Below are 24328 nucleotides of genomic sequence, written 5' to 3'. Positions count from 1 at the left end.
ATAACCCAGGGATTCCTCTGGTGTTGTTCGGGGCTTTTTCTTTTTTCTGCGATGAAAACCAGAAGCCTGCCGCTCGCGCCTTGTTATTGCTGGGCGCTGGTTTTGGGCGGGGCAGGCCAAGGGATGTTTGTCGCATGGAAAGCCCGCCGCTCCCTGGACTAGTGTGGAAGCAAGCCCCATGTGGGGTGCTTGTGGAGAACAGAAAATGGAGCGACGTCACAGAAGGATCAACAGCAAAAAACGGCGCAAGTTGATTGCCGCCTACAAATTGCCGGGCGCACCTGCACCGCAGGCCACTGGCGCGTTGGATCGCGAGGATGATTGCAATGCGGCCGTGGTCAACAACGGGGTGATTTCGTTTGCCGAAGGCTTGTCGGCGTTGAACCGCGAATACGTGCGCAAAAGCTACCTGCTGGCCAGCAGTTATGTGAGCGATGTGCTGAACGTCCAGCGGGGCAGCGAGGCGTGGTACGAGGAATTTATCAAGGTCATGGTCAGCCTGGGCTGGCTGCCGCTGCGCAGTCGCTTTGAGCGGGTCTCGCGTGCGGGCAAGGGCCTGACCGTGCAACTGGCGGCGCTGAATATCATCGCCTCGATGCTGACGTCGACGGCGCTGTCCGGGCCGTTGCTCAGCGCATTGCCAAAGCTGGCCGCCGATGCGCTGGACGCATTGAAGCGCCAGCCAGCGTCTTTCGAGCTGTTCAAGCGCAATTGCGCGGTGCGCGAGGGCGGCGATTTCGGCCTGGCCTCCTGCGCTGAAACAGACGGCGAATTGATCATGGTGCTGGTGACCTACAGCACTCATGGTGTGGATAAACAGGTGGGCCTGCCGTTCCTGGAGTGGGACAGTTCCTCGTTCGAGGCCTTCAGCGGGCAGACTTGCCTTGTGCTCAATACCTCGATGGTCAACGAGAAAACCATCCAGCTGATGCGCGAAAGCGCCGGTGACAAAGTCGAAATGGCTATCGCCAAATACCGGATCTAGGGCACCAGGTAGCCGCGTACCCCGGTAAAAATGATTTGCGCGGCCAGGGCGCAGACGAACAGGCCCATCAAGCGGCTGACAATCTGCAAGCCCTGGTCGCCGAGAATGCGTTCGATACGGTTGGACAGGTACAGCACCACGCCTACCGTCAGGCTGGCCAGGGCAATACTGAGGATGGCGGTGAGCTTGTCGTCCCAGTGCGGTTGGCTGACGCCCATCACCAGCAAGGCGCCGATGGTGCCGGGGCCGACGGTGAGGGGGATGGTCAGCGGCACGATGGTCACGTCCTGCTGCACGTTGTCGGTCTGCACCGCCGACTTGCCCTGGGCCATGCCCAGGGCGGAGATAAACAACACGCTGCCGGCGCCGATGCGGAACGCGTCTACGGTAATGCCGAACACACTGAAAATCACCCGGCCAAACAGGTAGAGCAGCACGCTTGATACCAGGGTGGCCAGTGCGACTTTCCACGCCAGGCGCCGACGCTCCTTGCTGGAATAGCCACGGGTGAGGCTGATAAAGCAGGACAGCACAAAGAACGGGCTGTAGAGCACCAGCATCTTCAGGTAAACGCTGAATAACACATGGAGCATGGGGGCGGCTCGCGGGCGGGGGAAGTGTGGAGGAGTCTATCTGACAGAGATCAAATGTGGGAGCTGGCTGATCGTTCCCACGCTCTGCGTGGGAATGCATCCAGTGACGCTCTGCGTCACGTTCAAGCAGGACGCGGAGCGTCCCGGGCGGCGTTCCCACGCGGAGCGTGGGAACGATCATCAGGAAAGGGTGCTGTGCTCAGGAATCTGTTGGCGCTGCGCCACCCAGTAGTCCACCAGCTCGCGCAGTTGCGACAGTTCCACCGGCTTGGCCATATGCCCGTCCATGCCCGCCTGGCGTGCGCGTTCTTTGTGTTCCGAGAGAATGTGCGCCGTGAGCGCCACCACCGGCGTACGCACGCGTTGGTGGCTGATTTCCCACGCCCGCAGTTGCTGGGTGGCAGAGAAACCATCGAGGATCGGCATCTCGCAGTCCATCAATACCAGGTCATAGCGCTGGGCTTTCATCGCTTGCAACGCTTCTTCGCCGTTGCTGGCGGTGTCTGGGTTGAGGTTGAGCTTGCCGAGCATGCCGCGAATCACTTTGGTGGAAATGCTGTTGTCTTCGGCCACCAGGATGCGGAAATCGCTGGGCACGGTGATGGCGGCCGGTGCGCTGGGGGCCGGGCGGGCCACGAGGGCACCTTTGCTGCGCTGGGTCAGCTCATCGGCCAGGGTGGTTTTGAGGGTATAGCCCGCCACCGGTTTGGCGAGGATGCGCTTGATCCCGCAGTTGCGCGCAATGATCTTGCTCGGTGCGTTACTGATGCCGGTGAGCATGATCAGCAGGATGTCGTGGTTCAGGCTCGGGTCTTCCTTGATCTTCGCCGCCAGTTGCATGCCGGTCATGCCGGGCATGTTCTGGTCCAGCAGTACCACATCGAAGTAATCACGCAGGTGCGCCTTGGTACGCAGCAGCGCCAGGGCCTCCTTGCCCGAAGGCGCGGCGCTGACGTTCAGGCCCCAGGCCGTGCATTGCTGCACCAGCACTTTGCGGCAGGTGTCGTTGTCGTCCACCACCAGCACGCGGGCGTCCTTGAGCGGGCCGTCGAGGTCGCTGGTCGGGTGCTCCAGGCGTTCCGGGTCCAGCGGCAGGGTCAGCCACAGGGTGCTGCCCTGGTGACTGCCGCTCTTGACGCCGAACTCGCCGTTCATCAACAGGATCAGCTGGCGGGCGATGACCAGGCCCAGGTGGCCACTCAAGCGCGTCGCGGAAAGGAAGTTCTTGCTGTGCAGTTCGCTGTGCAGCAGGGCGTCGCGTTCGGCGGCTTCCATGGGCACGCCGCTGTCTTGCACGGCAATGCGCAGGCGCGGCTTGGTGCTGCGCTCATCCAGGGCGACAACGATCAGCACTTCGCCTTCATCGGTTTTGTGCAGGGCGTTTTCCAGAAGGCTCAGTAAAGCCTGGCGCAGCCGCGTCGGGTCACCGCTGATCACCCGTGGCACCTGGGGCTGGATGAAGCTGATCAGCTCGACATTCTGTTGCTCGGCCTTGGCGCGGAAGATACTCATGCAGTCGTCGATCAATGCATTGAGATCGAACTGCACATCATCGAGTTCGATCTGGCCGGATTCGAGCTTGGAAATGTCGAGAATCTCGTTGATCAGGGTGAGCAACTCGTTACCGGCACTGTGGATGGTCTGCACATAGTCGCGTTGCTTCACCGACAACGGCGTACCCAGCAGCAACTCGGTCATGCCCAGCACACCGTTCATGGGGGTGCGAATTTCGTGGCTGATCTTCGCCAGGAACTCGGCCTTGGCGGCGATTTCGGCGTTGCTGGCCGCCAGGTCGCGGCTGAGGCTGAAGCGGGTTTCGACAATGGCGCGCTGGCGCTCGCCGAGGGCCAGGCTCATCAGCAGGCCGCTGAGGCAGATAAAGCTCAGCAGGGTGACGATCAGGCCTTGTGGCGCCACCAGGGTGAGGCCGAGCAGGGCGGGCAGGATGATCAGCGTGCCGATGTTGAACACCACCATGGCCGCCACGAACAAGCGCGCCGGGCGGTAACCTTTTTGCCAGTGATAGGCCGAGACAAACAGCATGCTCAGGCCTGCCAGCGCGACCAGGGCATAGGTGATGATGTTCAACGGCAAGGTGTTGACGAACAACAGCAGCAGGCCGCACAGGATGATCAGCAGGATGTCAGCCATCAATACTTTGTTCAGCGGATGCGGGCCCAGGGGCATGAAGAAGCGGTAGGCAAACATCAGCCCGCAGGGCGCGGTCAGCAGCAGGGCCAGGTAGGCGCCAGGGGTCTGGATCGCGTGCCAGTTCGGCAGCCACGGCCCCACCAGGTTGAGTAGCAGTGCCAGGCTGAGCATCAACAGGAACTCGCACGCGGCCAGCCACAGGCTGCTGCGCGAGCGGTGGTAGGCGAAGCGTGTGAGGTTGTGCAGGATCAGCATCGACAGCACGCCGAACAGCAAGCCGTAGATCAGCGTCTGGTTCTGGTTGGCAGCGGCCAGGACCGCAGGTTCCAGGGTGATGTAAGGGCGCAGTTCGTGTTCCGAGACCAGCCGCAGGTACACCTCCAGAGGCTGTTGGCTCTGGGGCATCGGTAACATGAAGTCACTGCTGGGCAGCGGGCGCTCAGCCTGGGGTTGGCGAGTGCCGGTGATTTGTTGCTCCACCAGGGTGTCGCCGTCCAGCACGTACAGGCTCAGGCTGGACAGGTCCGGGGCGAACACCCGCAGCACTTGTTCGTGCTTGCCGGGCTGCAACCTGAAACGCACCCACAACGCACCGTCCGGCTGCGCGGCAGTGATCCGGTCCAGTTCGATGGGGCTGAATTGATTGGTATAGCGGGCGGAACGGATGTCGCTCAGTTGCAGGTCGGCCTGTTCATCAAGCAATACCGCCCAGCCACTGTCTTGCGCGGCGGCCTGGGCCGGTAGCAAGCAGAGCAAAGTCAGCAGACTGATTGTGAAACCTATGGCGATCCTGAGCCAGCGCACGGCGAAATCCCTTCGGTAGTTGGATGCACGGGTTAACTATGCGCGGGGCGACAGGGTACGGCAAGGGCCAAAGGCCCTTACCTAACCGAACGGATAGCTACCGCAAGTGTAGCTGCTCAGTTGTTCTCGCCGCGTTCGCGGGCAATGGCACGGTAGCCAATGTCGGTGCGGTAGAAGCAGCCCTTCCAGTCGATTTTTGCCGCCAGTTTGTACGCCTGTTGTTGCGCGGCATCGACACTGGCACCCATCGCGGTGGCGCACAATACTCGGCCACCGGCGGTTACAACTTTGCCGTCCTTGAGCGCGGTGCCCGCATGGAACACCTTGCCTTCCAGCGCAGCGGCAGCGTCGAGGCCTTCGATCACATCGCCCTTGGCGTAGTCGGCAGGGTAGCCACCGGCCGCCAGCACGATGCCAACGCTCGGGCGTGGGTCCCATTGCGCTTCGACCTTGTCCAGGGCCTGGGCGAGGGCGGCTTCCACCAGCAGCACCAGGCTCGATTGCAGGCGCAGCATCACCGGTTGGGTTTCCGGATCGCCGAAACGGCAGTTGAACTCGATGACTTTCGGGTTACCGGCTTTGTCGATCATCAGGCCTGCGTAGAGGAAACCGGTGTACACGTTGCCTTCATCGGCCATGCCACGCACGGTTGGCCAGATCACCAGGTCCATGACGCGCTGGTGCACGTCGGCGGTCACCACCGGCGCCGGGGAGTAGGCACCCATGCCGCCGGTGTTCGGGCCGCTGTCGCCGTTGCCGACGCGCTTGTGGTCCTGGCTGGTGGCCATCGGCAATACGTTCTTGCCGTCGACCATCACGATAAAGCTGGCTTCTTCGCCGTCGAGGAATTCCTCGATGACCACGCGCGAACCGGCGTCACCAAAGGCATTGCCGGCGAGCATGTCGCGTACGGCGTCTTCGGCTTCCTGCAGGGTCATGGCGACGATCACGCCTTTACCGGCAGCCAGGCCATCGGCCTTGATCACGATCGGTGCGCCTTTCTCACGCAGGTAAGCCAGGGCCGGTTCGATCTCGGTGAAGTTCTGGTAATCGGCCGTCGGGATCTTGTGGCGAGCCAGGAAGTCCTTGGTGAAGGCTTTCGAGCCTTCCAGCTGGGCGGCGCCAGCGGTAGGGCCGAAGCAATCCAGGCCACGGCTGCGGAACAGATCAACAACACCTGCTACCAGTGGCACTTCCGGGCCGACGATGGTCAGGGAAACATTCTTCTCGGCAAAATCGGCCAACTGCTCCAGGGCCAGCACGTCGATGGCGACGTTTTCGCACTTGGCTTCGATGGCGGTGCCGGCGTTGCCGGGGGCCACGAAGACTTTCTGCACGCGTGGGTCCTGGGCTACTTTCCAGGCCAGGGCGTGTTCACGGCCACCGCTGCCAATGATCAAAACATTCATTTCAAAACCTCGTTAACTTGATCGTTCCCACGCTCTGCGTGGGAATGCTTCATGTGACGCTCTGCGTCACGCTTTGGAACGCAGAGCGTCCCGGACTGCATTCCCACGCAGAGCGTGGGAACGATCAATCAGTGGCGGAAGTGGCGCATGCCGGTGAAGACCATCGCAATGCCCGCTTCATCAGCGGCGGCGATGACTTCTGCATCACGCATCGAGCCGCCCGGTTGGATCACGGCGGTCACGCCGGCGTTCGCAGCGTTGTCCAGGCCGTCGCGGAACGGGAAGAACGCATCGGATGCCATCACCGAACCCACCACCTGCAAACCGGCGTGTTCTGCCTTGATCGCGGCGATACGTGCCGAGTTCACACGGCTCATCTGGCCAGCGCCGACACCGATGGTCTGGCGGTTCTTGGCGTAGACGATGGCGTTGGACTTGACGTACTTGGCCACTTTCCAGGCGAAGATCAGGTCGTTGATCTCTTGCTCGGTCGGCGCGCGCTTGGTCACGACTTTCAAGTCATCGCTGCCGATCATGCCAATGTCGCGGCTCTGTACCAGCAGGCCGCCATTGACGCGCTTGTAGTCCCAGGCGGCGGCGCGGTCTGCCGACCACTCGCCACAGGCCAGCAGGCGCACGTTGGCTTTGGCGGCGACGATGGCGCGGGCTTCTTCGCTGACGCTTGGGGCGATGATCACTTCGACGAACTGGCGCTCGACGATGGCTTTGGCGGTCTCGGCATCCAGTTCGCGGTTGAAGGCGATGATGCCGCCGAATGCGGATTCGGTGTCGGTGGCGTAGGCCAGTTCGTACGCCTGGCGGATACCGCCTTCAGCGTCCGGGCTGACGGCCACGCCACACGGGTTGGCGTGCTTGACGATCACGCAGGCCGGCTTGACGAAGCTCTTCACACATTCCAGCGCAGCGTCAGTGTCGGCCACGTTGTTGTAGGAGAGTTCTTTACCTTGCAGTTGAGTGGCGGTGGCGATGCCCACTTCGGCCGGCTTGGCTTCCACATAGAACGCCGCGCTCTGGTGCGGGTTCTCGCCGTAGCGCATTTCCTGGGCCTTGATGAACTGGCTGTTGAAGGTGCGCGGGAACTGGCTGCGGCCTTCGGTGCTCAAGGTTGGCGCCGCCTGGTTCACGGTGCCCATGTAGTTGGCGATCATGCCGTCATAGGCGGCGGTGTGTTCGAACGCCTTGAGCATCAGGTCGAAGCGCTGGGCGTAGGTCAGGCCACCGGCCTTGAGGTTTTCCAGGACGCTGGCGTAGTCGCTGGCATTGACCACGATGGCCACGTCTTTATGGTTCTTGGCCGCCGAGCGCACCATGGTCGGGCCGCCGATATCGATGTTTTCGATGGCGGTCGGCAGGTCGCAACCTGGCTTGTTGATGGTGGCTTCGAACGGGTACAGGTTAACGGCCACCAGGTCGATCGGCTTGATGCCGTGCTCGGTCATGATGGCGTCGTCGATGCCGCGACGGCCGAGGATGCCGCCGTGGATTTTCGGGTGCAGGGTCTTGACGCGACCGTCCATCATTTCTGCGAAACCGGTGTAGTCCGCGACTTCTACTGCGGCCACGCCGTTGTCCTGCAGCAGTTTGAAGGTCCCGCCCGTGGAGAGGATTTCCACACCCAGGGCTTCCAGCTCCCGGGCAAATTCGAGGATCCCGGTCTTGTCGGAAACACTGATCAAGGCACGGCGGATCGGCAGGCGGGTGGTCTGGTCGGTCATCTCAATTTCCATCAAAAGCAAAGGAAGTCAGCAAAAAAGGCGACCGTTTTACGCGGGCGCCTTTCTGGTTTGATTGAATGCTTACAGCAAATCGTACTGCTTGAGCTTTTTGCGCAAGGTGCCACGGTTGAGGCCCAGCAGCTCACTGGCTTTGGTCTGGTTGCCCTTGACGTAGTTCATCACGCTTTCGAGCAAGGGCGCCTCGACTTCGGAGAGCACCAGGTTGTACACATCCGTGACGGAAGCGCCCTCAAGGTGGGCGAAATAATTGTGCAGCGCTTTCTCGACACTCCCGCGAAGGGTCTGGCCTTCTTCGCTCGGCGTGTTGAGGTGCTGTTTCAAATTGACGTTGTCGCTCACGGGTGTTGTTCCACTCACTAAAGTCTCGGTCATCATCGTCATGCGGCCACCCCTTCTCCATCCCCTGTTCCCAGGCTCTTGTCGCGTCCGGCGAAGAACTCACGAACGGTGGCGACCTGTGCCTGCGTTTCATCCAAACGATTGAACTGAGCGCGGAATTCCTTGGCGCCCGGCAAGGTGGCGAGATACCAGCCGACATGCTTGCGAGCAATGCGTACTCCCATCACGTCCCCATAGAAGGCGTGCAGGGCGGCCAGATGCTCTAGCAGAATACGTTCCACCTCGACCAACTCTGGTGCCGGCAAGACTTCACCGGTACGCAGGAAATGCTCGATTTCACGAAAAATCCACGGCCGCCCCTGGGCGGCCCGGCCAATCAACAAGCCATCGGCACCGGTCGCGTGCAGCACGCGCCGGGCTTTCTCGGCACTGTCGATGTCGCCATTGGCAAAGACGGGCATCGACACGGCCTGCTTGATCGCGGCAATGGTGTCGTACTCGGCTTCACCGGTATAAAGGTCGGCGCGGGTGCGGCCATGCACCGCCAGCGCTGTAATACCTGCCTGTTCAGCGATCTTCGCCACCGTCAGGCCATTCTTGTTGTCCCGGTCCCAACCGGTACGAATCTTCAGGGTCACCGGCACATCCACTGCGCCGACAACGGCCTGCAGGATCTCGGCGACCAACTGCTCATCTTTCAACAGTGCGGAACCGGCGGCCTTGTTGCAGACCTTCTTGGCCGGGCAGCCCATGTTGATATCGATGATCTGTGCACCCAGCTCCACGTTGGCCCGGGCTGCATCCGCCAGCATCTGCGCATCGCCACCGGCGATCTGCACCGAGCGTGGCTCGGGATCACCTTCATGGATCATGCGCATCCGCGACTTGCGGGTGTTCCACAAACTCATGTCGCTGGTAACCATTTCAGAGACTACTAGACCCGCGCCCAAACGCTTGCACAGCTGACGAAAGGGCTGGTCGGTGACACCCGCCATTGGGGCGAGGATCAAGCCGTTTTGCAATGTGTATGGGCCGATGCGTACCGCCGACATAGGACTTCCCTGTTGTGGGGCCGGATCATTAGAGTTCGAAAAAGGGTTGGCATGATACCCGCTCTCGATGACTGGTTAAAGGCTGAATTGGATAAAATCTGAACAGTTACTTTTTTATCGCCATCGGTTTGGTCGACGGCGGCCAAGTCAATAATCCGCCGTCAAACCTCGGTGGGCACGCCGTTTTACTCGGGCGAATGGAAGCTCAGGCTGTAATTCACGGCTTTGTTGCCGGGGTCCAGGATGTCCAGGGAGATGTGGATCGGCGTTTGCGAGGGCATTTCGCTGACGCCGGCCAACTCGCCGCTCAGGTATTCGGCGGGCTTGAAGCGACGACTGGCAATCAGGCTGCCGTTCAAATCCGCAAAGCGCAGCTCCAGCAGCGGGAAGGGCTGGGAGAAGGTCGCGCGGTTATAGAGGATGGCATCCACCACCAGCGCCCCAGCGAACTCGGGATGGCTGCGCACCACCAGGTTGCTGCTTTTGATATGGGTAATGTCGACCCGCGATGGCACCGTACATCCGAGTTTCGGGCACAGCGCCTGGAACCACGGGCGGTAGGCATCCTGGCGGGCCAGGTCGTCGAATTGGTAGGCGACGTATTGGCCGGCCAGGCCGGCGGCGGCGAGCACCACCAGCACAATCCAGACCAGGCGGCGGCCCCAGCCTGACGGACGCTTCTGCGCATACAAGTGCAGAGGGTCGTCTTCCAGGTCCTGGAGCAGTTCGTCGTGTACGCCGGCTTCCGTTCGTGCGCGCTTGCGTCGTGGCTGCACGCGGTCTTCGGGTTCCGGCTCGTCGAGGGTGGGGGTCAGCGGCGGGTCGAGGTCGTCATCTAAGGCGGTGGCGTGCAGAGCCGGTTCGTCATCGAGGTCGTCGGTATGGGCCGACATGGACGGTTCGGTGCGCTGTTTAGACGCAGGTGCCATGGCCGGCTCGGGCTCTTCTTCAGGTGCCTGGGCGCGCTCTTCGGGTGGCTCACTGAACAGGCTGGCCGCCCATTTTTCTTCCTCGGCCTTGACCGTATCGCGGCTGGCGCTGAAGGACTCTTCCTTTTGCCGACGGTCGGCGCCTGGCTGGCGGCGTTCTGCGCCCACGGCTTGGGTGTGCTGGATCTCGCGACGTTCCAGCCTGGCCAATTCCTTGTCCAGGTTATCCAGGTCCAGCTCTTCGGCCGTCCACTGTTTCTGGCTGATGGCCCGCGGTGGCTCGGGAGGCGTTTCGACAGTCGGTTCGACGGCCGGCTCTTCGGTCGTCGGCACCTCAGGCTCGGGCGCAGACGCCTGGGCCCGTTGCTCCAGCAACTGGCGAGCGGCGTTGAATACTTGCAGGCACGAGCCACAACGCACCACGCCGCGGGCCACGCTCAATTGAGCGTGGTTGACGCGAAAGCGCGATTGGCAATGTGGGCACTGGGTGACGAAACTGTCGGTCATGCGGCTATCCGATTCAGGCAAGCGCTCATTCTAGCGCCGACGACCGCTGATGCGTACCCAGCCATCACGGTTGGCGATCGGGTCCAGCTCGAAGTCCTTGGCGTAGGCCGCCGCCACGTCTTCACCTTGCTCGGCGAGGATGCCCGACAGCGCCAGGCGCCCGCCCGGCTTGACCAGGCTCGACAGTTGCGGCGCCAGCGACACCAGTGGCCCGGCGAGGATATTGGCCACCAGTACATCGGCCTGAACCTGGGGCAGGTCTTCAGGCAGGTAGAGTGGGAATTTACCTTCGGCAATGTTGTTGCGCCCGGCGTTATCGCGGGAGGCCTCCAGGGCCTGCACGTCGATATCGGTGCCCACGGCCTCCTTGGCGCCCAGCAGCAGGGCGGCAATTGCCAAAATCCCCGAGCCGCAGCCGAAGTCCAAAACGTTGCTGTCGGTCAGGTCCTGGCCGTCCAGCCATTCCAGGCACAGGGCGGTGGTAGGGTGGGTGCCGGTGCCGAACGCCAGGCCCGGGTCCAGCAGCAGGTTCACCGCGTCTGGCTCGGGAGCGGCGTGCCAGCTTGGCACGATCCACAGGCGCTGGCCGAAGCGCATGGGCTGGAAGTTATCCATCCAGCTGCGTTCCCAGTCCTGGTCTTCGATGACTTCGCTGTGATGCTCGGGCAGCGGGCCGCCGGTGAGCAGTTCCATATGGGCCAGCACGGCGGCGGCGTCGGTGCCGTCCTCGAACAGGGCCAGCAAGTGGGTGTGGGACCACAGCGGCGTGGTATTGAGTTCTGGTTCGAAGATCGGCTGGTCTTCGGCGTCCATGAAGGTCACCGACACGGCGCCCACTTCGAGGAACGCGTCTTCGTAGGTTTCGGCTTGTTCTGGGCTGATGGCGAGACGGACTTGCAGCCAAGGCATGGCGGGCACCTTTGAAAAAAATGAATGTGCGGCGGGCAGGCCGCGAAAGCGCGCAAGTTTACGCGAGAGCAAGCCAGAAGACGACTGCGCCGACGATCGTTCCCACGCTCGGCGTGGGAATGCCGCCTCGGACGCTCCGCGTCCCGTTGTTAAGGCGTGGCGCGGAGCGCCACAAGAGGCGTTACCACGCGGAGCGTGGGAACGATCAGGGCCCAGAAACAACAAAACCGCCCGAAGGCGGTTTTGTTGGGTGGAGCACTTACTGGTTGGCCAGTTTGTGTTCCAGGTAGTGAATGTTCACACCACCTTCGCAGAAGCCTTCATCACGAACCAGGTCCCGATGCAGCGGGATGTTGGTCTTGATGCCGTCTACCACGATTTCGTCCAGGGCATTGCGCATACGGGCCATGGCCTCGTCGCGGGTCGCGCCCCAGGTGATCAGCTTGCCGATCAGCGAGTCGTAGTTGGACGGAACCTTGTAGCCGCTGTACAGGTGCGAATCCACACGTACGCCGTTGCCGCCGGGCGCGTGGAAATGCTTGACCAGGCCAGGGCTTGGGATAAAGGTTTTCGGGTCTTCGGCGTTGATGCGGCACTCCAGGGAGTGGCCGTGCATCTTCACGTCGTCCTGGGTGAAGGACAGCACGTTACCGGCGGCGATGCTCAGCATCTCCTTGACGATGTCGATACCGGTGACCATCTCCGATACCGGGTGCTCTACCTGCACGCGAGTGTTCATCTCGATGAAGTAGAAACGGCCGTTCTCGTAAAGGAACTCGAAGGTACCGGCGCCACGGTAGTTGATGTCGATGCACGCCTTGACGCAGCGTGCCAGGACTTCCTGGCGGGCTTTCTCGTCCAGGCCCGGAGCCGGGGCTTCTTCCAATACCTTCTGGTGCCGACGTTGCAGCGAGCAATCGCGGTCGCCCAGGTGGATGGCGTGGCCCTGGCCGTCGGACAGTACCTGGACTTCCACGTGACGTGGGTTGGTCAGGTACTTCTCCAGGTAGACCATCGGGTTGCCGAACCAGGCGCCCGCTTCGGAGCGGGTCTGCTTGGCGGCTTCGATCAGCTCTTCTTCCTTGTGCACCACGCGCATGCCGCGACCACCACCGCCACCGGCAGCCTTGATGATCACCGGGTAGCCGACTTCGCGACCAATGCGCAGAGCGGTTTCTTCGTCTTCAGGCAGTGGGCCGTCGGAGCCTGGAACGGTTGGCACGCCGGCTGCGATCATGGCGTCCTTGGCCGAGACCTTGTCGCCCATCAGGCGAATGGTTTCGGCTTTGGGGCCGATGAAGGCAAACCCGGATTTTTCCACTTGTTCGGCAAAATCGGCGTTTTCCGCGAGGAAGCCGTAGCCTGGGTGGATGCCATCAGCGCCGGTCACTTCTGCCGCAGCGATGATGTTCGAGACTTTCAGGTACGAGTTCGTGGCCAGTGGCGGGCCGATGCAAATGCTTTCGTCCGCCAGTTTCACGTGCATCAATTCGGTATCGGCCGTCGAGTAAACAGCGACGGTCTTGATGCCCTCTTCCTTACAGGCGCGCAGGATACGCAGCGCGATCTCGCCGCGGTTGGCGATCAGGACTTTTTGCAGTTTCTTCGCAGGTTTCAACATCGAAGGCGCTCCGCGGTTCAAACGATGGTGAACAGCGGCTGGTCGTACTCAACCGGCTGACCGTTTTCTACCAGGATGGATTCAATGACGCCGGCTTTTTCCGCGGTGATGTGGTTCATCATTTTCATCGCTTCAACGATGCAGATGGTGTCGCCCACTTTCACGGTCTTGCCCACTTCAACGAAGGCTGGCGAGGTCGGTGCCGGGGTGCGGTAGAACGTACCGACCATTGGCGACTTGACCACGAAGCCGTTCAGCGCAGGCGCGGCTGGGGCGGCAGGTGCAGCGGCGGCGGCAGGCGCGGCAGCCGGAGCAGCAGCGGCTGGAGCCGGCGCTTGCATCTGTGGCGCGTAGAACTGTTGGGCCGGGGTCTTGCTGTGACGGCTGATCCGTACGGACTCTTCGCCTTCCTTGATTTCCAGCTCGTCGATACCGGATTCTTCCAGCAGTTCGATCAGTTTCTTAACTTTACGGATATCCATGAATCATCAACTCCCAAGGGTCGGTCAGGGGCGTTTAGCCTGTTCTTCAATGTGTTCCAGGGCGGCCTCCAGGGCCAGTCGGTAACCGCTGGCGCCAAGGCCGCAGATCACTCCTACCGCTACGTCGGAGAAGTAAGAGTGATGGCGGAAAGCTTCGCGTTTGTGCACGTTCGATAAATGCACTTCGATGAATGGGATGCTCACCGCCAGCAACGCGTCACGTAATGCAACGCTTGTGTGCGTAAAAGCGGCGGGATTGATCAGAATAAAGTCCACGCCTTCACCGCGCGCGGCATGGATGCGATCAATCAATTCATACTCGGCATTGCTTTGCAGGTAGAGCAAATGGTGGCCGGCTTCACGTGCCCTTTTTTCCAGGTCGAGGTTGATCTGGTCCAGAGTCACTGCCCCGTAGACGCCCGGTTCGCGGGTGCCAAGCAGGTTCAGGTTGGGTCCGTGAAGAACCAGTAAGGTCGCCATTGGCTGTTCCTTGTTATTGGTGTGGGTGCGTCAGAACCCGGCGACTATGCCGCAAAGCCTTTGTGACTGTCCAGTTCTATGCAGTAGCCGGCACGATTAGCGAGGATTGCGCAAAATTTGTGACCAAGAGCCTGCGTTCGGTCAGTGTGGGAGCTGGCTTGCCTGCGATGACGGTGTATCAGTGGGGGATGAGTTGGCTGATCCACCGCTATCGCAGGCAAGCCAGCTCCCACATTTTGGTCTTCATGGGACATCAGATCGGGTTAGACGCGAAAGGCCTGTACTGCGGTGGTCAGTTGCCCGCCCAGCACCAGCAGGTGTTCGCCCTGGCTGCGTCCCTGGCCAATACGCAGCAAATTATCCTCACCCAATTGATGAATCCGCTCACTGTTGTCGCGTATCTCGCTCACGGCTCCACTTTGTTGCGCGGTCACATCGGCAATACGCACGGCAGTGTCGGAGATGGTCTGGATCGCGCCGACGATTTCATCCAGCGCGCCATCCGCCGCCTGGGCTTGCTGGGCGGTGGCTTCGGCGTGTTCGACCTGGGCGCGCATGCCTTCTACCGACTGGTGCGCGGCGGTTTGCAGGCCGGCGATCAGGCCCTGGATTTCGGCAGTGGCACCGGCGGTACGCTGGGCCAGGGAGCGAACCTCGTCGGCCACCACGGCGAAACCACGCCCGGCCTCACCGGCGCGGGCGGCTTCGATGGCGGCGTTGAGGGCCAGCAGGTTGGTCTGGTCGGCAATCGAGCGAATCACCGTGAGCACGCCGCCGATGGTGGCGGACTCTTCGGCGAGTTTCTCGATCATCTGCGCATTTTGCTGCACTTCACCCACCAAGGCATGCAACCCGGTGAGGCTCAGGCCGATCACGCGCTGGCCTTGCTCCACGGCCTGGCCCGCACTGCGGCTGGCTCCGGCCGCCTGGCTGGCATCCCCGGCAACTTGCTGGATGGTGGCCTCCAGTTCGCCCAGGGAATCACGGATTTGCGCGGTGTCGCCGGCCTGGCGTTCGGCGCCGTCGTGCAGGCCGCTGCTCAGTTCGGCCAGGGCGCGGCTGCTGCCCGCCACTTCTTCGGCATTGCCACGGATGGTGCCGACCAAGTCCACCAGGTAGGCGCGCAGGCGGTTGAGGGAAGCCTCGATATCGTGCAGTTCACGGTTGGTCTTGCCCAGGGCGATCGGCTGGCTGAAGTCGCCTTCGGCCCAGGTCGACAAGGCCGGCGCCAGGTTGGTCAGTACGCGCGCCAGGCGGCGTTGTAGGGTGTCGATCAGCAATGCGATCAGCAGGATCAGGCCAATCATCACACCCTGCATTACGCGTACTTCACCCTGAATCTTCGCGTGTTGCGCGCGCACCACGGGTTCGAGGCCGGCGATGGCTTGTTGCACGTTGGTGATTTTTTGGTGGGTGCTGGCGGCAAGGTCAGTGCGTTGCTGAATCTGTTCACGGGTGCGTTGGAGTTCAGCAGGGTAGCGGGTCAGCAGGCTGTTGAGCTCGCGCTTGAGGTCGACGCCGGTGTCCTGGGCTTCGGTTTTTTCGGTGTTTTCCAGGCCCATCAACGCGGAAAAATCGTCGGTGTTGGATTCAGCGCTGGCCTTTATTCCCAATAGGGGCAGCTGCCCGAGCAGGTCGGCCTGGGTTCGCAGGTTGGTCACTTCCCGCTCGACATCCGCAGCCAACTCGGCGCGCCCGCTGCTCACCAGCTTGTCGCGGGCCAGGGACAGTTTGCCCAGGTGCTGTGAGGCGGCCAGCAATGGCGGCATATAGCGCGCAGCCTCCGCGGAATTGACGCCGCTGGCGTACTGGCTCAGTTGTTCCAGGTTCGCGCCCAGTTCACGTTCGGCTTGCAGCAACAGGGCTTGCGGGTCGCCAGCCAATTTACCGGCGGCCAACAAGTCAGTCTTGCTGAAGGTTTCCAGCTCCATAAGGCTGGGGCGCAGGTTTTGCGCCAATTCGGGCGGCAGTTCCGCTAGCTGCAGTTGCAGGCTTTCCAGGCTCTGGGTGGCACTGCTCAGGCGCAGCGCATCGCCGCTGGCCAAGTAGTCGTCGATGTTACGGGCCGCCTGGTTTTGAAAGACCTGGGACAACCCCAGGTAGCGCTCCATCAACAAGTACGGGCGCTCCAGCGCCCGTTGCGACCACCACAGCGTCGCCCCGAGCGCCAGGCACACGGCCACCAGCAGAAGGGTATTGAGATTGGTCAGCAGCTTCAGGCGCATGCGGGGTTTCAACCGACGGCAAGAGATAAGCGCCTGAATTTATTGCGTTTGTATTACAGCGTTATGACCGAATCGGTGGATTCTGGTGAAAAGATGGCACTTTGCTTTGGTGTGCGAGCGGCTTGCACCCGGTTGCGTCCGGCGTCCTTGGCGCGGTACAGCGCTTCGTCAGCCTGAGCGGCCATCATCAGGCTGTCGGAATCGTCGCACAGCTCCACCAGGCCAGCGCTGAAGGTGCACCACAAATCCTGCGGTTGGGCAGGGTAGTGGATTTCTGCAAAGCGCCGGCGAATGTCGTCCAGCACCTTGCAGGCCGATTCCAGGTCGGTGTCGGGCATCACGATGGCGAATTCTTCACCGCCGTAGCGGCCGATGTAATCGGTCTTGCGCAAACGCTGCTTGAGAAACAGTGCCAGGCTCTTGATCACCCGGTCGCCCATGGGGTGGCCGTGGCTGTCATTGACGCGCTTGAAGTGGTCGATATCGAGCATGGCAAAGCTAAGAGGCTTGTTCTCGCGGCGGGCGCGGAAGCTGCAATCTTCGAGCAGTTGCAGGATATGCGTGTGGTTGTACAGCCCGGTCAGGCTGTCGCGCACCATCCGCGCCTTCAAGTTACGCGCACGCGAGGCACGGTTGCGCACAGTGGTGATCAGGTGGCGTGGTTTGATCGGTTTGGTGAGGAAATCGTCACCGCCCTCGCTCATCGCATCCAGCTGTTTATCCAGGTCGTCCTCAGCCGACAGGTAGATGATCGGCACGCTGACGTAGCGGTCGTTGTGGCGAATCACCTTGGCCAGTTCGGTGCCGGTACAGGCCGGCATATACATGTCGAGGATGATCAGGTCGGGCTGGAAATCCGCCAGCTCGGCCATGGCCTGGATCGGCTCGATCAAGGTGCGGGTGATAATTCCGGCACTGTTGAGCAGGCGTTCGGTGTGCAGCGCCTGGGCCCGCGAGTCGTCGATGATCAGCACTTTGTACGGTTCGTACTGGGCCGCGCAGGTCAGCACTTCGATCTTTTCCAGCAGGCTTGAGGCCTCCAGGGTGCCGGTCAGGAACTCTTCGCCGCCGGCGCGTACGGCGGCCAGGCGTGTCGGGGTGTCGGTTTCGTGCAGGCTGAAAAACAACAGCGGCAGCTTGTGCTCCAGGCCCTCTTGGGCTTCTGCGGCGAGCTTCAGGCCCAGGCCCGTGCCGCAGAAGTCCACGTCCATCACGATCGCCGACGGCAAACGCTCGGCCATGGCCGCGCGAAAGGCGGCGACGCTGTCCAGGGCGTGGGCGCTCATGCCAAAGAATTCGAGCTGCTTGGCCAGGCGCTCGGCGCGGTCATGGTCGGCGAGCATCACATAGATCGGCTTGCGCATCGGTGGCAGGAAGGTTTGCTCAAGCTGGTCGCCCTGGCGCAGGCCGGTGCGGGACAGGCGTTGCATCAAACGGTTGAGCTCGGTGATCAGTTGGCTGCTCAGGCGGCCACGGTTCTCATCCACTGCTTGCAGAGATTCACTGATATGTCGTGCCAGTTGCGTGTGTTCGGGCTGTTCGAAGCGTTCGGCGAAGCGTTGCAGGCGCAGGTTGGCTTCGCTGAGTTCGGAAAAATCGGCGTTCGACCACTCGCTGCGTTGCAGGCGCTGCCAGATCTCAAGAATTTGACGTGCCTGATGAATTACCCGCTGGGCAAAGTGCTGCTTGAGACGCTCGCGGCTGGGGTCTTCTGACTCGGTCATATCCTGACTACTGTGAGGGTGCATGCTGAGGTCGACTGATGGCGCTATGCTAGCACCTCTTTTCTGATAGATGAGTGTCATACGTCAATTAAGTCTGCATGCCTGAGATTCAGTTATTGACCGCCTGGTCGCCCGGCGTAAAAGGTGTGCATCCTTTATAGTCCAAGCGGCCCGGTGCGCCACTTTCGTGTAAAAGCCCCGCACCGACGGGCACGATGGGGTAGGGTTGTGGTCGGAGTGTCTGAACGCACCCGGACAATTGACGTGCATGAACTCAAGTGATTGAAAGGATATCGCCATGCTGGACTGGAAAAACCGTGAAGGCAGTGCCAAAGGCCCCGCCCCTGAGCCCAAGTCGGCCAACCGCAGCTATTTTCGCAACTTGCTGATGAGCCGGGCTTTGCTCAGCATCATCGGCCTGTACCTGCTGGTCACCGGTGGCCTGGGTTGGTACTGGAGCCAGGAGCCGGCGCTGTTTCCGGTGCAGCAAAATGCCCAGCTTGCCGCCGAGAAGGAAGGCAAGCAGATGGTCGTGGGCTACACCACCGTCGAAACCCTCAAGACCGTGGTGGGCACCTTGCTGAACAAACCGGGCGGTTATATTTCCAACGACCGTTTCCCGCCGGGCTTGTGGATGGACAACATGCCGAGCTGGGAATACGGCGTGCTGGTGCAGGTGCGTGACCTGACCCGTGCCCTGCGCAAAGACTTCGCTCGCTCCCAGTCGCAGTCGGCTGAAGACGCGGACCTGGCCAAGGCCGAGCCGCGCTTCAACTTCGATAACAAAAGCTGGGTGCTGCCTTCCAGTGAGTCGGAATATCAGGAAGGCATCAACTCCCTGAGCCGCTACGAAGCGCGCCTGTCTGACCCGAACCAGCGCGGCGCACTGTTTTATGCGCGTGCCGACAACCTCAACAACTGGCTGGGCGATGTGGCCACCCGTTTGGGTTCGCTGTCCCAGCGCCTGTCGGCCAGTGTGGGCCGGGTCAAGCTGAACACTGCGCTGAAAACCGAGGCGTTGGCGCCGGGTGAAGTGCCCCAGGTCGATGAAGAAGTGGTGGAAACCCCATGGATGCAGATCGACAACGTGTTCTACGAAGCGCGCGGCCAGGCTTGGGCCCTGTCCCATCTGTTGCGTGCCATCGAGGTCGACTTTGCCGACGTACTGGCCAAGAAAAACGCCACCGTCAGCGTGCGCCAGATCATTCGTGAGCTGGAGGCCTCGCAGGAACCGGTATGGAGTCCTATGATTCTTAACGGCAGTGGCTTCGGTGTACTGGCGAACCATTCGCTGGTGATGGCCAACTATATTTCCCGGGCAAACGCTGCAGTGATCGACTTGCGTCAGCTCCTCAACCAGGGTTGATGATGGACGCTACTCAAAAGGAGGCCGCACACCGAGCGGCTTCCGATGCTGAACTGATCTGCTGGGTCGACGAGCAGGACCACCTGCTCGGCCACCTGGTCAGGTCCGACCTGCGCCAGCGCGGCTTGATTGGCCGCTGCACTTTTATCTTCCTGTTCAATTCCAAAGGCGAGCTGTGTGTGCACCGGCGCACGCTGAGTAAAGCCCTGTACCCGGGGTTCTGGGATACGGCGGCGGGCGGGATGGTGGCGGCGGGAGAAAGCTATGCCCTGTCGGCACAGCGGGAATTGGCCGAAGAGCTGGGCGTGAGTGGCGTGGAGCTGGTCGAGCACGATCATTTTTACTTTGAAGATGGCGACAGCCGTCTTTGGTGTACTTCCTACTCTGCCGTATGGGACGGGCCGCTGTGCTTGCAGCCTGAAGAGGTCATGGAAGCGCGTTTTCTACCCATTGAAACGGTGCTTGCAGAGGCCAGGCAAAAGCCTTATTGCCCGGACGCCCAAGAGGGCTTGCGGCGCTATCTGGCCTCGCGTCGCTAAAGTTGCAAAAAATGGCGTCATTTGGCTCTTAGCAACTTTGCTTTTTGCCGTTACACTGCGCGCCTTTTCACCCGAACCGCTATTGTTTCACCCTGTAGGAGCGAGCTTGCTCGCGAAAAACGCCAGGACACTGCGTGCTGCCTGAATGGCCGCGTTATCGTTGACGATCTTCGCGAGCAAGCTCGCTCCTACAGTGGTGGTGGCCTTGACGGTTCGGTAGCGCTGCCCCTGCCTGAGTGGGGCTTCGCGGTCGGTCACCGCCTTGTGCGGCGCCGATCAGTCTTCATCCTCCCAAGAGGATTGCCGGTGGCCAAAAAAGCCGCATCCTTCGCCGCCCTTGGTGGCCTGGTATTTTCCACCGACGCAGGTCGACACTGCCCGGACTGTCGTCAGCCCGTGGATTCGTGTACCTGCAAACAGACCCTGATCCCCGAAGGCGACGGTATTGCCCGCGTGCGTCGCGAGAGCAAAGGCCGTGGCGGCAAGACGGTGACCACCATCACCGGCGTGCCCCTGGCTGAAGAGGCCCTGAAGGAATTGGCCACCTCGCTGAAAAAGCGTTGTGGCACCGGTGGCGCGTTGAAAGACGGGGTCATCGAGATCCAGGGCGATCACGTCGAGTTGCTGTTGGCCGAGCTGATCAAGCTCGGGTACAAGGCCAAGAAGTCCGGCGGCTGAAAGCCTCTTCCCAACCTGTGGCTAAACTCTGTCCTGCCAGTGGGGTCTACTTCCCTTGCAGGCAAATCGTCATTTTCATTCTTTAGACTGCGCCAGCCTCGAACGAGAGGTGGCGCCTTCGCCTTCATTTATAGGGGACTTCGATGTCCGTACGACGCACACGCAAAGACGATGGCAGCCAATGGACAGTTGCGGACAGCCGCAGTGTTTACGGGATTCGCCATTGGGGGGCCGGGTATTTCGCGATCAATGAAGCCGGTCGCGTAGAAGTTCGTCCGAACGGCCCGAACAGCACGCCCGTCGACCTGTACGAGCAAGTCGATGAGCTGCGCAAAAGCGGCCTGTCGTTGCCGCTGCTGGTGCGCTTCCCCGATATCCTGCAAGACCGCGTGCGCCAATTGACCGGTGCCTTCGATGCCAACATCGAGCGCCTGGAATACCAGAGCAAGTACACCGCGCTGTACCCGATCAAGGTGAACCAGCAGGAAGCGGTGATCGAGAACATCATTGCCACCCAGAACGTCTCCATCGGCCTGGAAGCCGGCTCCAAGCCTGAGCTGCTGGCCGTGCTGGCCCTGGCGCCGAAGGGCGGCACCATCGTCTGCAACGGTTACAAAGACCGTGAGTTCATCCGCCTGGCGCTGATGGGCCAGAAGCTCGGCCACAACGTGTTCATCGTGATCGAGAAAGAGTCCGAGGTGGGGCTGGTGATCGAAGAGGCGGCGAGCCTCAAGGTCAAGCCACAGGTGGGCCTGCGTGTGCGCCTGTCGTCCCTGGCATCGAGCAAGTGGGCGGACACCGGTGGCGAGAAATCCAAATTCGGTCTGTCGGCGGCGCAGCTGCTGTCGGTGGTCGAGCGCTTCCGCGCGGCCGGCCTGGACCAGGGCATCCGCTTGCTGCACTTTCACATGGGCTCGCAGATCGCCAACCTGGCTGACTACCAGCACGGGTTCAAGGAAGCCATTCGTTACTACGGCGAACTGCGCAACCTCGGCCTGCCGGTGGACCACATCGACGTCGGCGGTGGCCTGGGCGTGGACTACGACGGTACCCACTCGCGCAACGCCAGTTCGATCAACTACGACATGGACGACTACGCCGGCGTGGTGGTGGGCATGCTCAAGGAATTCTGCGACGCGCAGAGCCTGCCGCACCCGAACATCTTCTCCGAAAGCGGCCGTTCCCTGACCGCTCACCACGCCATGCTGGTGGTGCAGGTGACGGACGTCGAGAAGCACAACGACGAAATCCCGACCATCGAAAACAAGGAAAGCCTGCCCGAAACCGTGCAATGGCTGGTGGACCTGCTGGGCCCGACCGACATCGAGATGGTCACCGAAACCTACTGGCGCGCCACCCACTACATGAGCGACGTGGCGGCCCAGTACGCCGATGGCAAGCTGACCCTGGCGGAAAAAGCCCTGGCCGAACAGTGCTACTTCGCGGTGTGCCGTCGCCTGCACAACTCGTTGAAAGCCCGCCAGCGCTCGCACCGCCAGGTGCTGGACGAACTCAACGACAAGCTGGCCGACAAGTACATCTGTAACTTCTCGGTATTCCAGAGCCTGCCGGACACCTGGGCCATCGGCCAGGTCCTGCCTATTCTGCCGCTGCACCGCCTCGACGAAGAGCCGCTGCGCCGCGCTGTGCTGCAAGACCTGACCTGCGACTCCGACGGCAAGATCAAGCAATACGTCGACGAGCAGAGCATCGAAACCAGCCTGCCGGTTCACGGCTTGAACGAAGGCGAGGACTACCTGCTGGGGATCTTCCTGGTCGGCGCGTATCAGGAAATCCTGGGCGACATGCACAACCTGTTCGGTGATACCGACTCGGTGAACATCTACCAGCGTGAAGACGGTTCGGTGTACAGCGCCGGGATCGAGACCCACGACACCATCGAAGACATGCTGCGCTATGTGCACTTGTCGCCGGAGGAGTTGATGACGCATTACCGTGACAAGTGTGCCAGTGCGAAGATCTCTGCTTCGGAGCGCACCCAGTTCCTGGATGCGTTGCGTCTGGGCCTGACGCGTTCTTCGTACCTGTCCTCGTAATAAAAGTGTGGGAGCGGGCTTGCCCGCGATGGCGGAGTGTCAGGCAACAGTTAAGGGGCTGACACACCGCCATCGCAGGCAAGCCAGCTCCCACATTGGGTCTGCGTTCCTTCAGGTTGCTCCCAGCCACAGTCCTTGCCGATTCAGGCGCCAGGCTATCGCCCACAGCGTCAGGCTGCGCACCGCCATGAACAGCAGGAAGGTGATCCACAACCCGTGGTTGCCCAGCCCCTGCAAGGCCCAGGCAATCGGCAGTACCAGCATCACCGTCAGCAACATCCCATCGCGCATTTCCCGCGCCCGCGTTGCACCGATAAACAGCCCATCGAGCAAATAACTCCACACTGCAATCAACGGCAATACCGCGAGGTAGGGCAGGTAGATATCGGCGGTTTCGCGCACGCTGGGGATATCGGTTTGCATGGCGATGAACAGATGGCCGCCGAAGGTGAACAGCAGGGCGAAACCCACGCTGGCGATCAGCGACCAACCACAGGCAACCACCAATGACCGCCGTAACGCTTGCCGGTCACGGGCGCCGATGGCGTGGCCGCACAGAGCCTCGACCGCGTGAGCCAGGCCATCCAGGGCATGTGCCGTCAGTAACAGCCCATTGAGCAGCAAGGCATTGGCTGCAACTGTGGCATCGCCCAGCCTTGCGCCTTGCACCGTGATCATGAAAAACACCGACTGCAACGCCAGGCTGCGGATAAAAATGTCGCGGTTGACCGCCAGCAACGGGCGCCAGCTTTGCCACAGTTTCAAGGCGGCCCAAGCGATATGCCCAGGATAGGCACGCAGGGCTTTTTGCGTGAGCGCCAGGCCGAGCAGGGCGCCGGTCCACTCGGCGATTACCGAGGCGCGGGCGGAGCCGACCACACCCCAGTCCAGGCCGAGGACGAACCATAGGTTGAGCGCGATGTTGACCAAGTTGGTGGTCAGCAAAATCGCCAATGGCGCTCGGGCGTTCTGGGTGCCGAGGAACCAGCCGACCAGGGCATAGCTGGCCAGGGCGGCGGGCAGGCCGAACAGGCGGGTGTGGAAAAACTCGCGGGTCAGTTGGTTCAGTTCGGGCGAGGGCTGCATCCATTCCAGGGCCAGGTGGCTCAGGGGAATACCCACGGTGCCCAGCAGCATTGCCAGGCCCAGCGCCAGCAACAAGCCTTGCAACAGGATCTGCCGCAACGCCGCCCCATCGTTGCGCCCAGCGGCTTGTGCGGCGAAGCCGGTTGAACCCATGCGCAGGAAACCCATGGCCCAGGCGAGGAAGGTATACAGGCTGGCACCGACAGCCACGGCGCCCAGTTGGTGGGCGTGGGGCAGGTGGCCGATGACCATGCTGTCCACCAGGGCCACCAAGGGCACCGAGATATTCGACAGGATCATCGGCGCGGCCAGGGCCCAGACGCGGCGGTGGGTAGGGCGGTGGCGCCAGTCGGTCAATAAGGTGGACATGCAGTCTCCTTCGGGGGAGCGGCATTGTACCCGGCCAATGTGGGAGCTGGCTCTGATCGTTCCCACGCTCTGCGTGGGCATGCATCCCGTGACGCTCCGCGTCATCTTGCACGGGGCGCGACGCAGAGCGTCTGGGGCGGCATTCCCACGCAGAGCGTGGGAACGATCATCGTCAGCGGCTGTGGGATTTGGCTGGGCTTGCGGCCCCCCCCCGAACAAACCGAGTCTGCGTCGGTCAATGTGACCGGCGCCGCAGCAGCCAGGCC

Annotated in this window: 18 protein-coding genes and 1 pseudogene; 5 read left to right on the top strand and 14 right to left on the bottom strand. The window is 61.6% G+C overall.

Features of this window, described 5'->3' with window-relative positions:
* Positions 1-205 precede the first annotated feature (205 nt).
* Positions 206-985, top strand: coding sequence for a hypothetical protein (locus V8689_RS26740; protein WP_056782799.1), 780 nt, complete (start codon positions 206-208; stop codon positions 983-985).
* Here V8689_RS26740 and V8689_RS26735 read toward each other — a convergent pair.
* From V8689_RS26735 to V8689_RS26675, 13 genes and pseudogenes are all read right to left on the bottom strand, one after another.
* The gene (locus V8689_RS26735; protein ID WP_003171467.1) at positions 982-1578 is read right to left on the bottom strand and encodes a MarC family protein; all 597 of its coding nucleotides are present in this window, start codon (positions 1576-1578) and stop codon (positions 982-984) included. The genes V8689_RS26740 and V8689_RS26735 overlap by 4 nt on opposite strands.
* 180 nt (positions 1579-1758) lie before the next feature.
* On the bottom strand, positions 1759-4533 hold the full coding sequence (locus V8689_RS26730; RefSeq protein WP_434520653.1) for a response regulator: 2775 nt from the start codon (positions 4531-4533) through the stop codon (positions 1759-1761).
* Positions 4534-4649: 116 nt separating this feature from the next.
* Positions 4650-5942, bottom strand: a complete 1293-nt coding sequence (purD, locus tag V8689_RS26725; protein ID WP_014716727.1) for a phosphoribosylamine--glycine ligase — start codon at positions 5940-5942, stop codon at positions 4650-4652.
* Positions 5943-6070: 128 nt separating this feature from the next.
* The gene (gene purH / locus V8689_RS26720; protein WP_056782801.1) at positions 6071-7678 is read right to left on the bottom strand and encodes a bifunctional phosphoribosylaminoimidazolecarboxamide formyltransferase/IMP cyclohydrolase; all 1608 of its coding nucleotides are present in this window, start codon (positions 7676-7678) and stop codon (positions 6071-6073) included.
* A gap of 81 nt (positions 7679-7759) precedes the next feature.
* Entirely contained in the window at positions 7760-8080 is a 321-nt protein-coding gene (gene fis / locus V8689_RS26715) for a DNA-binding transcriptional regulator Fis (protein ID WP_002555375.1), read from the bottom strand.
* Positions 8077-9090, bottom strand: coding sequence for a tRNA dihydrouridine synthase DusB (dusB, locus tag V8689_RS26710; RefSeq protein WP_034126416.1), 1014 nt, complete (start codon positions 9088-9090; stop codon positions 8077-8079). Before dusB ends, fis begins: the two co-directional genes overlap by 4 nt.
* Before the next feature lie 185 nt (positions 9091-9275).
* Positions 9276-10526 carry a DUF3426 domain-containing protein gene (locus V8689_RS26705; RefSeq protein WP_056782802.1) on the bottom strand — a complete coding sequence of 417 codons (1251 nt, stop codon included), beginning with the start codon at positions 10524-10526 and terminating at the stop codon, positions 9276-9278.
* A 30-nt stretch (positions 10527-10556) separates the two neighbouring features.
* The gene (gene prmA, locus V8689_RS26700; RefSeq protein ID WP_034134793.1) at positions 10557-11435 is read right to left on the bottom strand and encodes a 50S ribosomal protein L11 methyltransferase; all 879 of its coding nucleotides are present in this window, start codon (positions 11433-11435) and stop codon (positions 10557-10559) included.
* A gap of 259 nt (positions 11436-11694) precedes the next feature.
* Positions 11695-13056: an acetyl-CoA carboxylase biotin carboxylase subunit gene (gene accC, locus V8689_RS26695; RefSeq protein WP_056782803.1), complete on the bottom strand. Its 1362-nt coding sequence runs from the start codon at positions 13054-13056 to the stop codon at positions 11695-11697.
* A gap of 17 nt (positions 13057-13073) precedes the next feature.
* Entirely contained in the window at positions 13074-13538 is a 465-nt protein-coding gene (accB, locus tag V8689_RS26690) for an acetyl-CoA carboxylase biotin carboxyl carrier protein (RefSeq protein ID WP_003188191.1), read from the bottom strand.
* A 24-nt stretch (positions 13539-13562) separates the two neighbouring features.
* Positions 13563-14018 carry a type II 3-dehydroquinate dehydratase gene (gene aroQ / locus V8689_RS26685; RefSeq protein ID WP_003188192.1) on the bottom strand — a complete coding sequence of 152 codons (456 nt, stop codon included), beginning with the start codon at positions 14016-14018 and terminating at the stop codon, positions 13563-13565.
* A 263-nt stretch (positions 14019-14281) separates the two neighbouring features.
* Positions 14282-14797, bottom strand: a pseudogene (locus V8689_RS26680) (methyl-accepting chemotaxis protein); the annotation flags it as partial.
* 1499 nt (positions 14798-16296) lie between these two features.
* Positions 16297-17967 carry a response regulator gene (locus tag V8689_RS26675; protein WP_056782805.1) on the bottom strand — a complete coding sequence of 557 codons (1671 nt, stop codon included), beginning with the start codon at positions 17965-17967 and terminating at the stop codon, positions 16297-16299.
* A gap of 298 nt (positions 17968-18265) precedes the next feature.
* On the opposite strand from V8689_RS26675, the gene V8689_RS26670 reads away from it, so the two are divergent.
* From V8689_RS26670 to speA, 4 genes are all read left to right on the top strand, one after another.
* Positions 18266-19333, top strand: a complete 1068-nt coding sequence (locus tag V8689_RS26670) for a DUF2333 family protein (protein ID WP_003188197.1) — start codon at positions 18266-18268, stop codon at positions 19331-19333.
* A 2-nt stretch (positions 19334-19335) separates the two neighbouring features.
* Positions 19336-19872, top strand: a complete 537-nt coding sequence (locus tag V8689_RS26665) for an NUDIX hydrolase (protein ID WP_056782806.1) — start codon at positions 19336-19338, stop codon at positions 19870-19872.
* A 306-nt stretch (positions 19873-20178) separates the two neighbouring features.
* Positions 20179-20550, top strand: coding sequence for a translation initiation factor Sui1 (locus V8689_RS26660; protein WP_003188201.1), 372 nt, complete (start codon positions 20179-20181; stop codon positions 20548-20550).
* Between the two features lie 143 nt (positions 20551-20693).
* A complete protein-coding gene (speA, locus tag V8689_RS26655) occupies positions 20694-22607 on the top strand; it encodes an arginine decarboxylase (RefSeq protein WP_003188203.1) in 1914 nt (637 codons plus the stop codon).
* A gap of 111 nt (positions 22608-22718) precedes the next feature.
* On the opposite strand, the gene V8689_RS26650 is transcribed toward speA, so the two are convergent.
* Positions 22719-24062 carry an MATE family efflux transporter gene (locus V8689_RS26650; protein WP_056782807.1) on the bottom strand — a complete coding sequence of 448 codons (1344 nt, stop codon included), beginning with the start codon at positions 24060-24062 and terminating at the stop codon, positions 22719-22721.
* Positions 24063-24328 lie beyond the last annotated feature (266 nt).

The organism is Pseudomonas sp. AK181 (assembly GCF_051122975.1).
Taxonomy (GTDB): Bacteria; Pseudomonadota; Gammaproteobacteria; order Pseudomonadales; family Pseudomonadaceae; genus Aquipseudomonas; species Aquipseudomonas lactis.
This window is presented reverse-complemented; position numbering and strand designations above follow the sequence as displayed.

Excerpts from the sequence above, each read along its gene's own strand:
- V8689_RS26740 (WP_056782799.1), top strand. The coding sequence starts at position 206 with ATGGAGCGACGTCACAGAAGGATCAACAGCAAAAAACGGCGCAAGTTG.
- V8689_RS26735 (WP_003171467.1), bottom strand. The coding sequence starts at position 1,578 with ATGCTCCATGTGTTATTCAGCGTTTACCTGAAGATGCTGGTGCTCTAC.
- purD (WP_014716727.1), bottom strand. The coding sequence starts at position 5,942 with ATGAATGTTTTGATCATTGGCAGCGGTGGCCGTGAACACGCCCTGGCC.
- purH (WP_056782801.1), bottom strand. The coding sequence starts at position 7,678 with ATGACCGACCAGACCACCCGCCTGCCGATCCGCCGTGCCTTGATCAGT.
- fis (WP_002555375.1), bottom strand. The coding sequence starts at position 8,080 with ATGACGATGATGACCGAGACTTTAGTGAGTGGAACAACACCCGTGAGC.
- dusB (WP_034126416.1), bottom strand. The coding sequence starts at position 9,090 with ATGTCGGCGGTACGCATCGGCCCATACACATTGCAAAACGGCTTGATC.
- V8689_RS26705 (WP_056782802.1), bottom strand. The coding sequence starts at position 10,526 with ATGACCGACAGTTTCGTCACCCAGTGCCCACATTGCCAATCGCGCTTT.
- prmA (WP_034134793.1), bottom strand. The coding sequence starts at position 11,435 with ATGCCTTGGCTGCAAGTCCGTCTCGCCATCAGCCCAGAACAAGCCGAA.
- accC (WP_056782803.1), bottom strand. The coding sequence starts at position 13,056 with ATGTTGAAACCTGCGAAGAAACTGCAAAAAGTCCTGATCGCCAACCGC.
- accB (WP_003188191.1), bottom strand. The coding sequence starts at position 13,538 with ATGGATATCCGTAAAGTTAAGAAACTGATCGAACTGCTGGAAGAATCC.
- aroQ (WP_003188192.1), bottom strand. The coding sequence starts at position 14,018 with ATGGCGACCTTACTGGTTCTTCACGGACCCAACCTGAACCTGCTTGGC.
- V8689_RS26675 (WP_056782805.1), bottom strand. The coding sequence starts at position 17,967 with ATGACCGAGTCAGAAGACCCCAGCCGCGAGCGTCTCAAGCAGCACTTT.
- V8689_RS26670 (WP_003188197.1), top strand. The coding sequence starts at position 18,266 with ATGCTGGACTGGAAAAACCGTGAAGGCAGTGCCAAAGGCCCCGCCCCT.
- V8689_RS26665 (WP_056782806.1), top strand. The coding sequence starts at position 19,336 with ATGGACGCTACTCAAAAGGAGGCCGCACACCGAGCGGCTTCCGATGCT.
- speA (WP_003188203.1), top strand. The coding sequence starts at position 20,694 with ATGTCCGTACGACGCACACGCAAAGACGATGGCAGCCAATGGACAGTT.
- V8689_RS26650 (WP_056782807.1), bottom strand. The coding sequence starts at position 24,062 with ATGTCCACCTTATTGACCGACTGGCGCCACCGCCCTACCCACCGCCGC.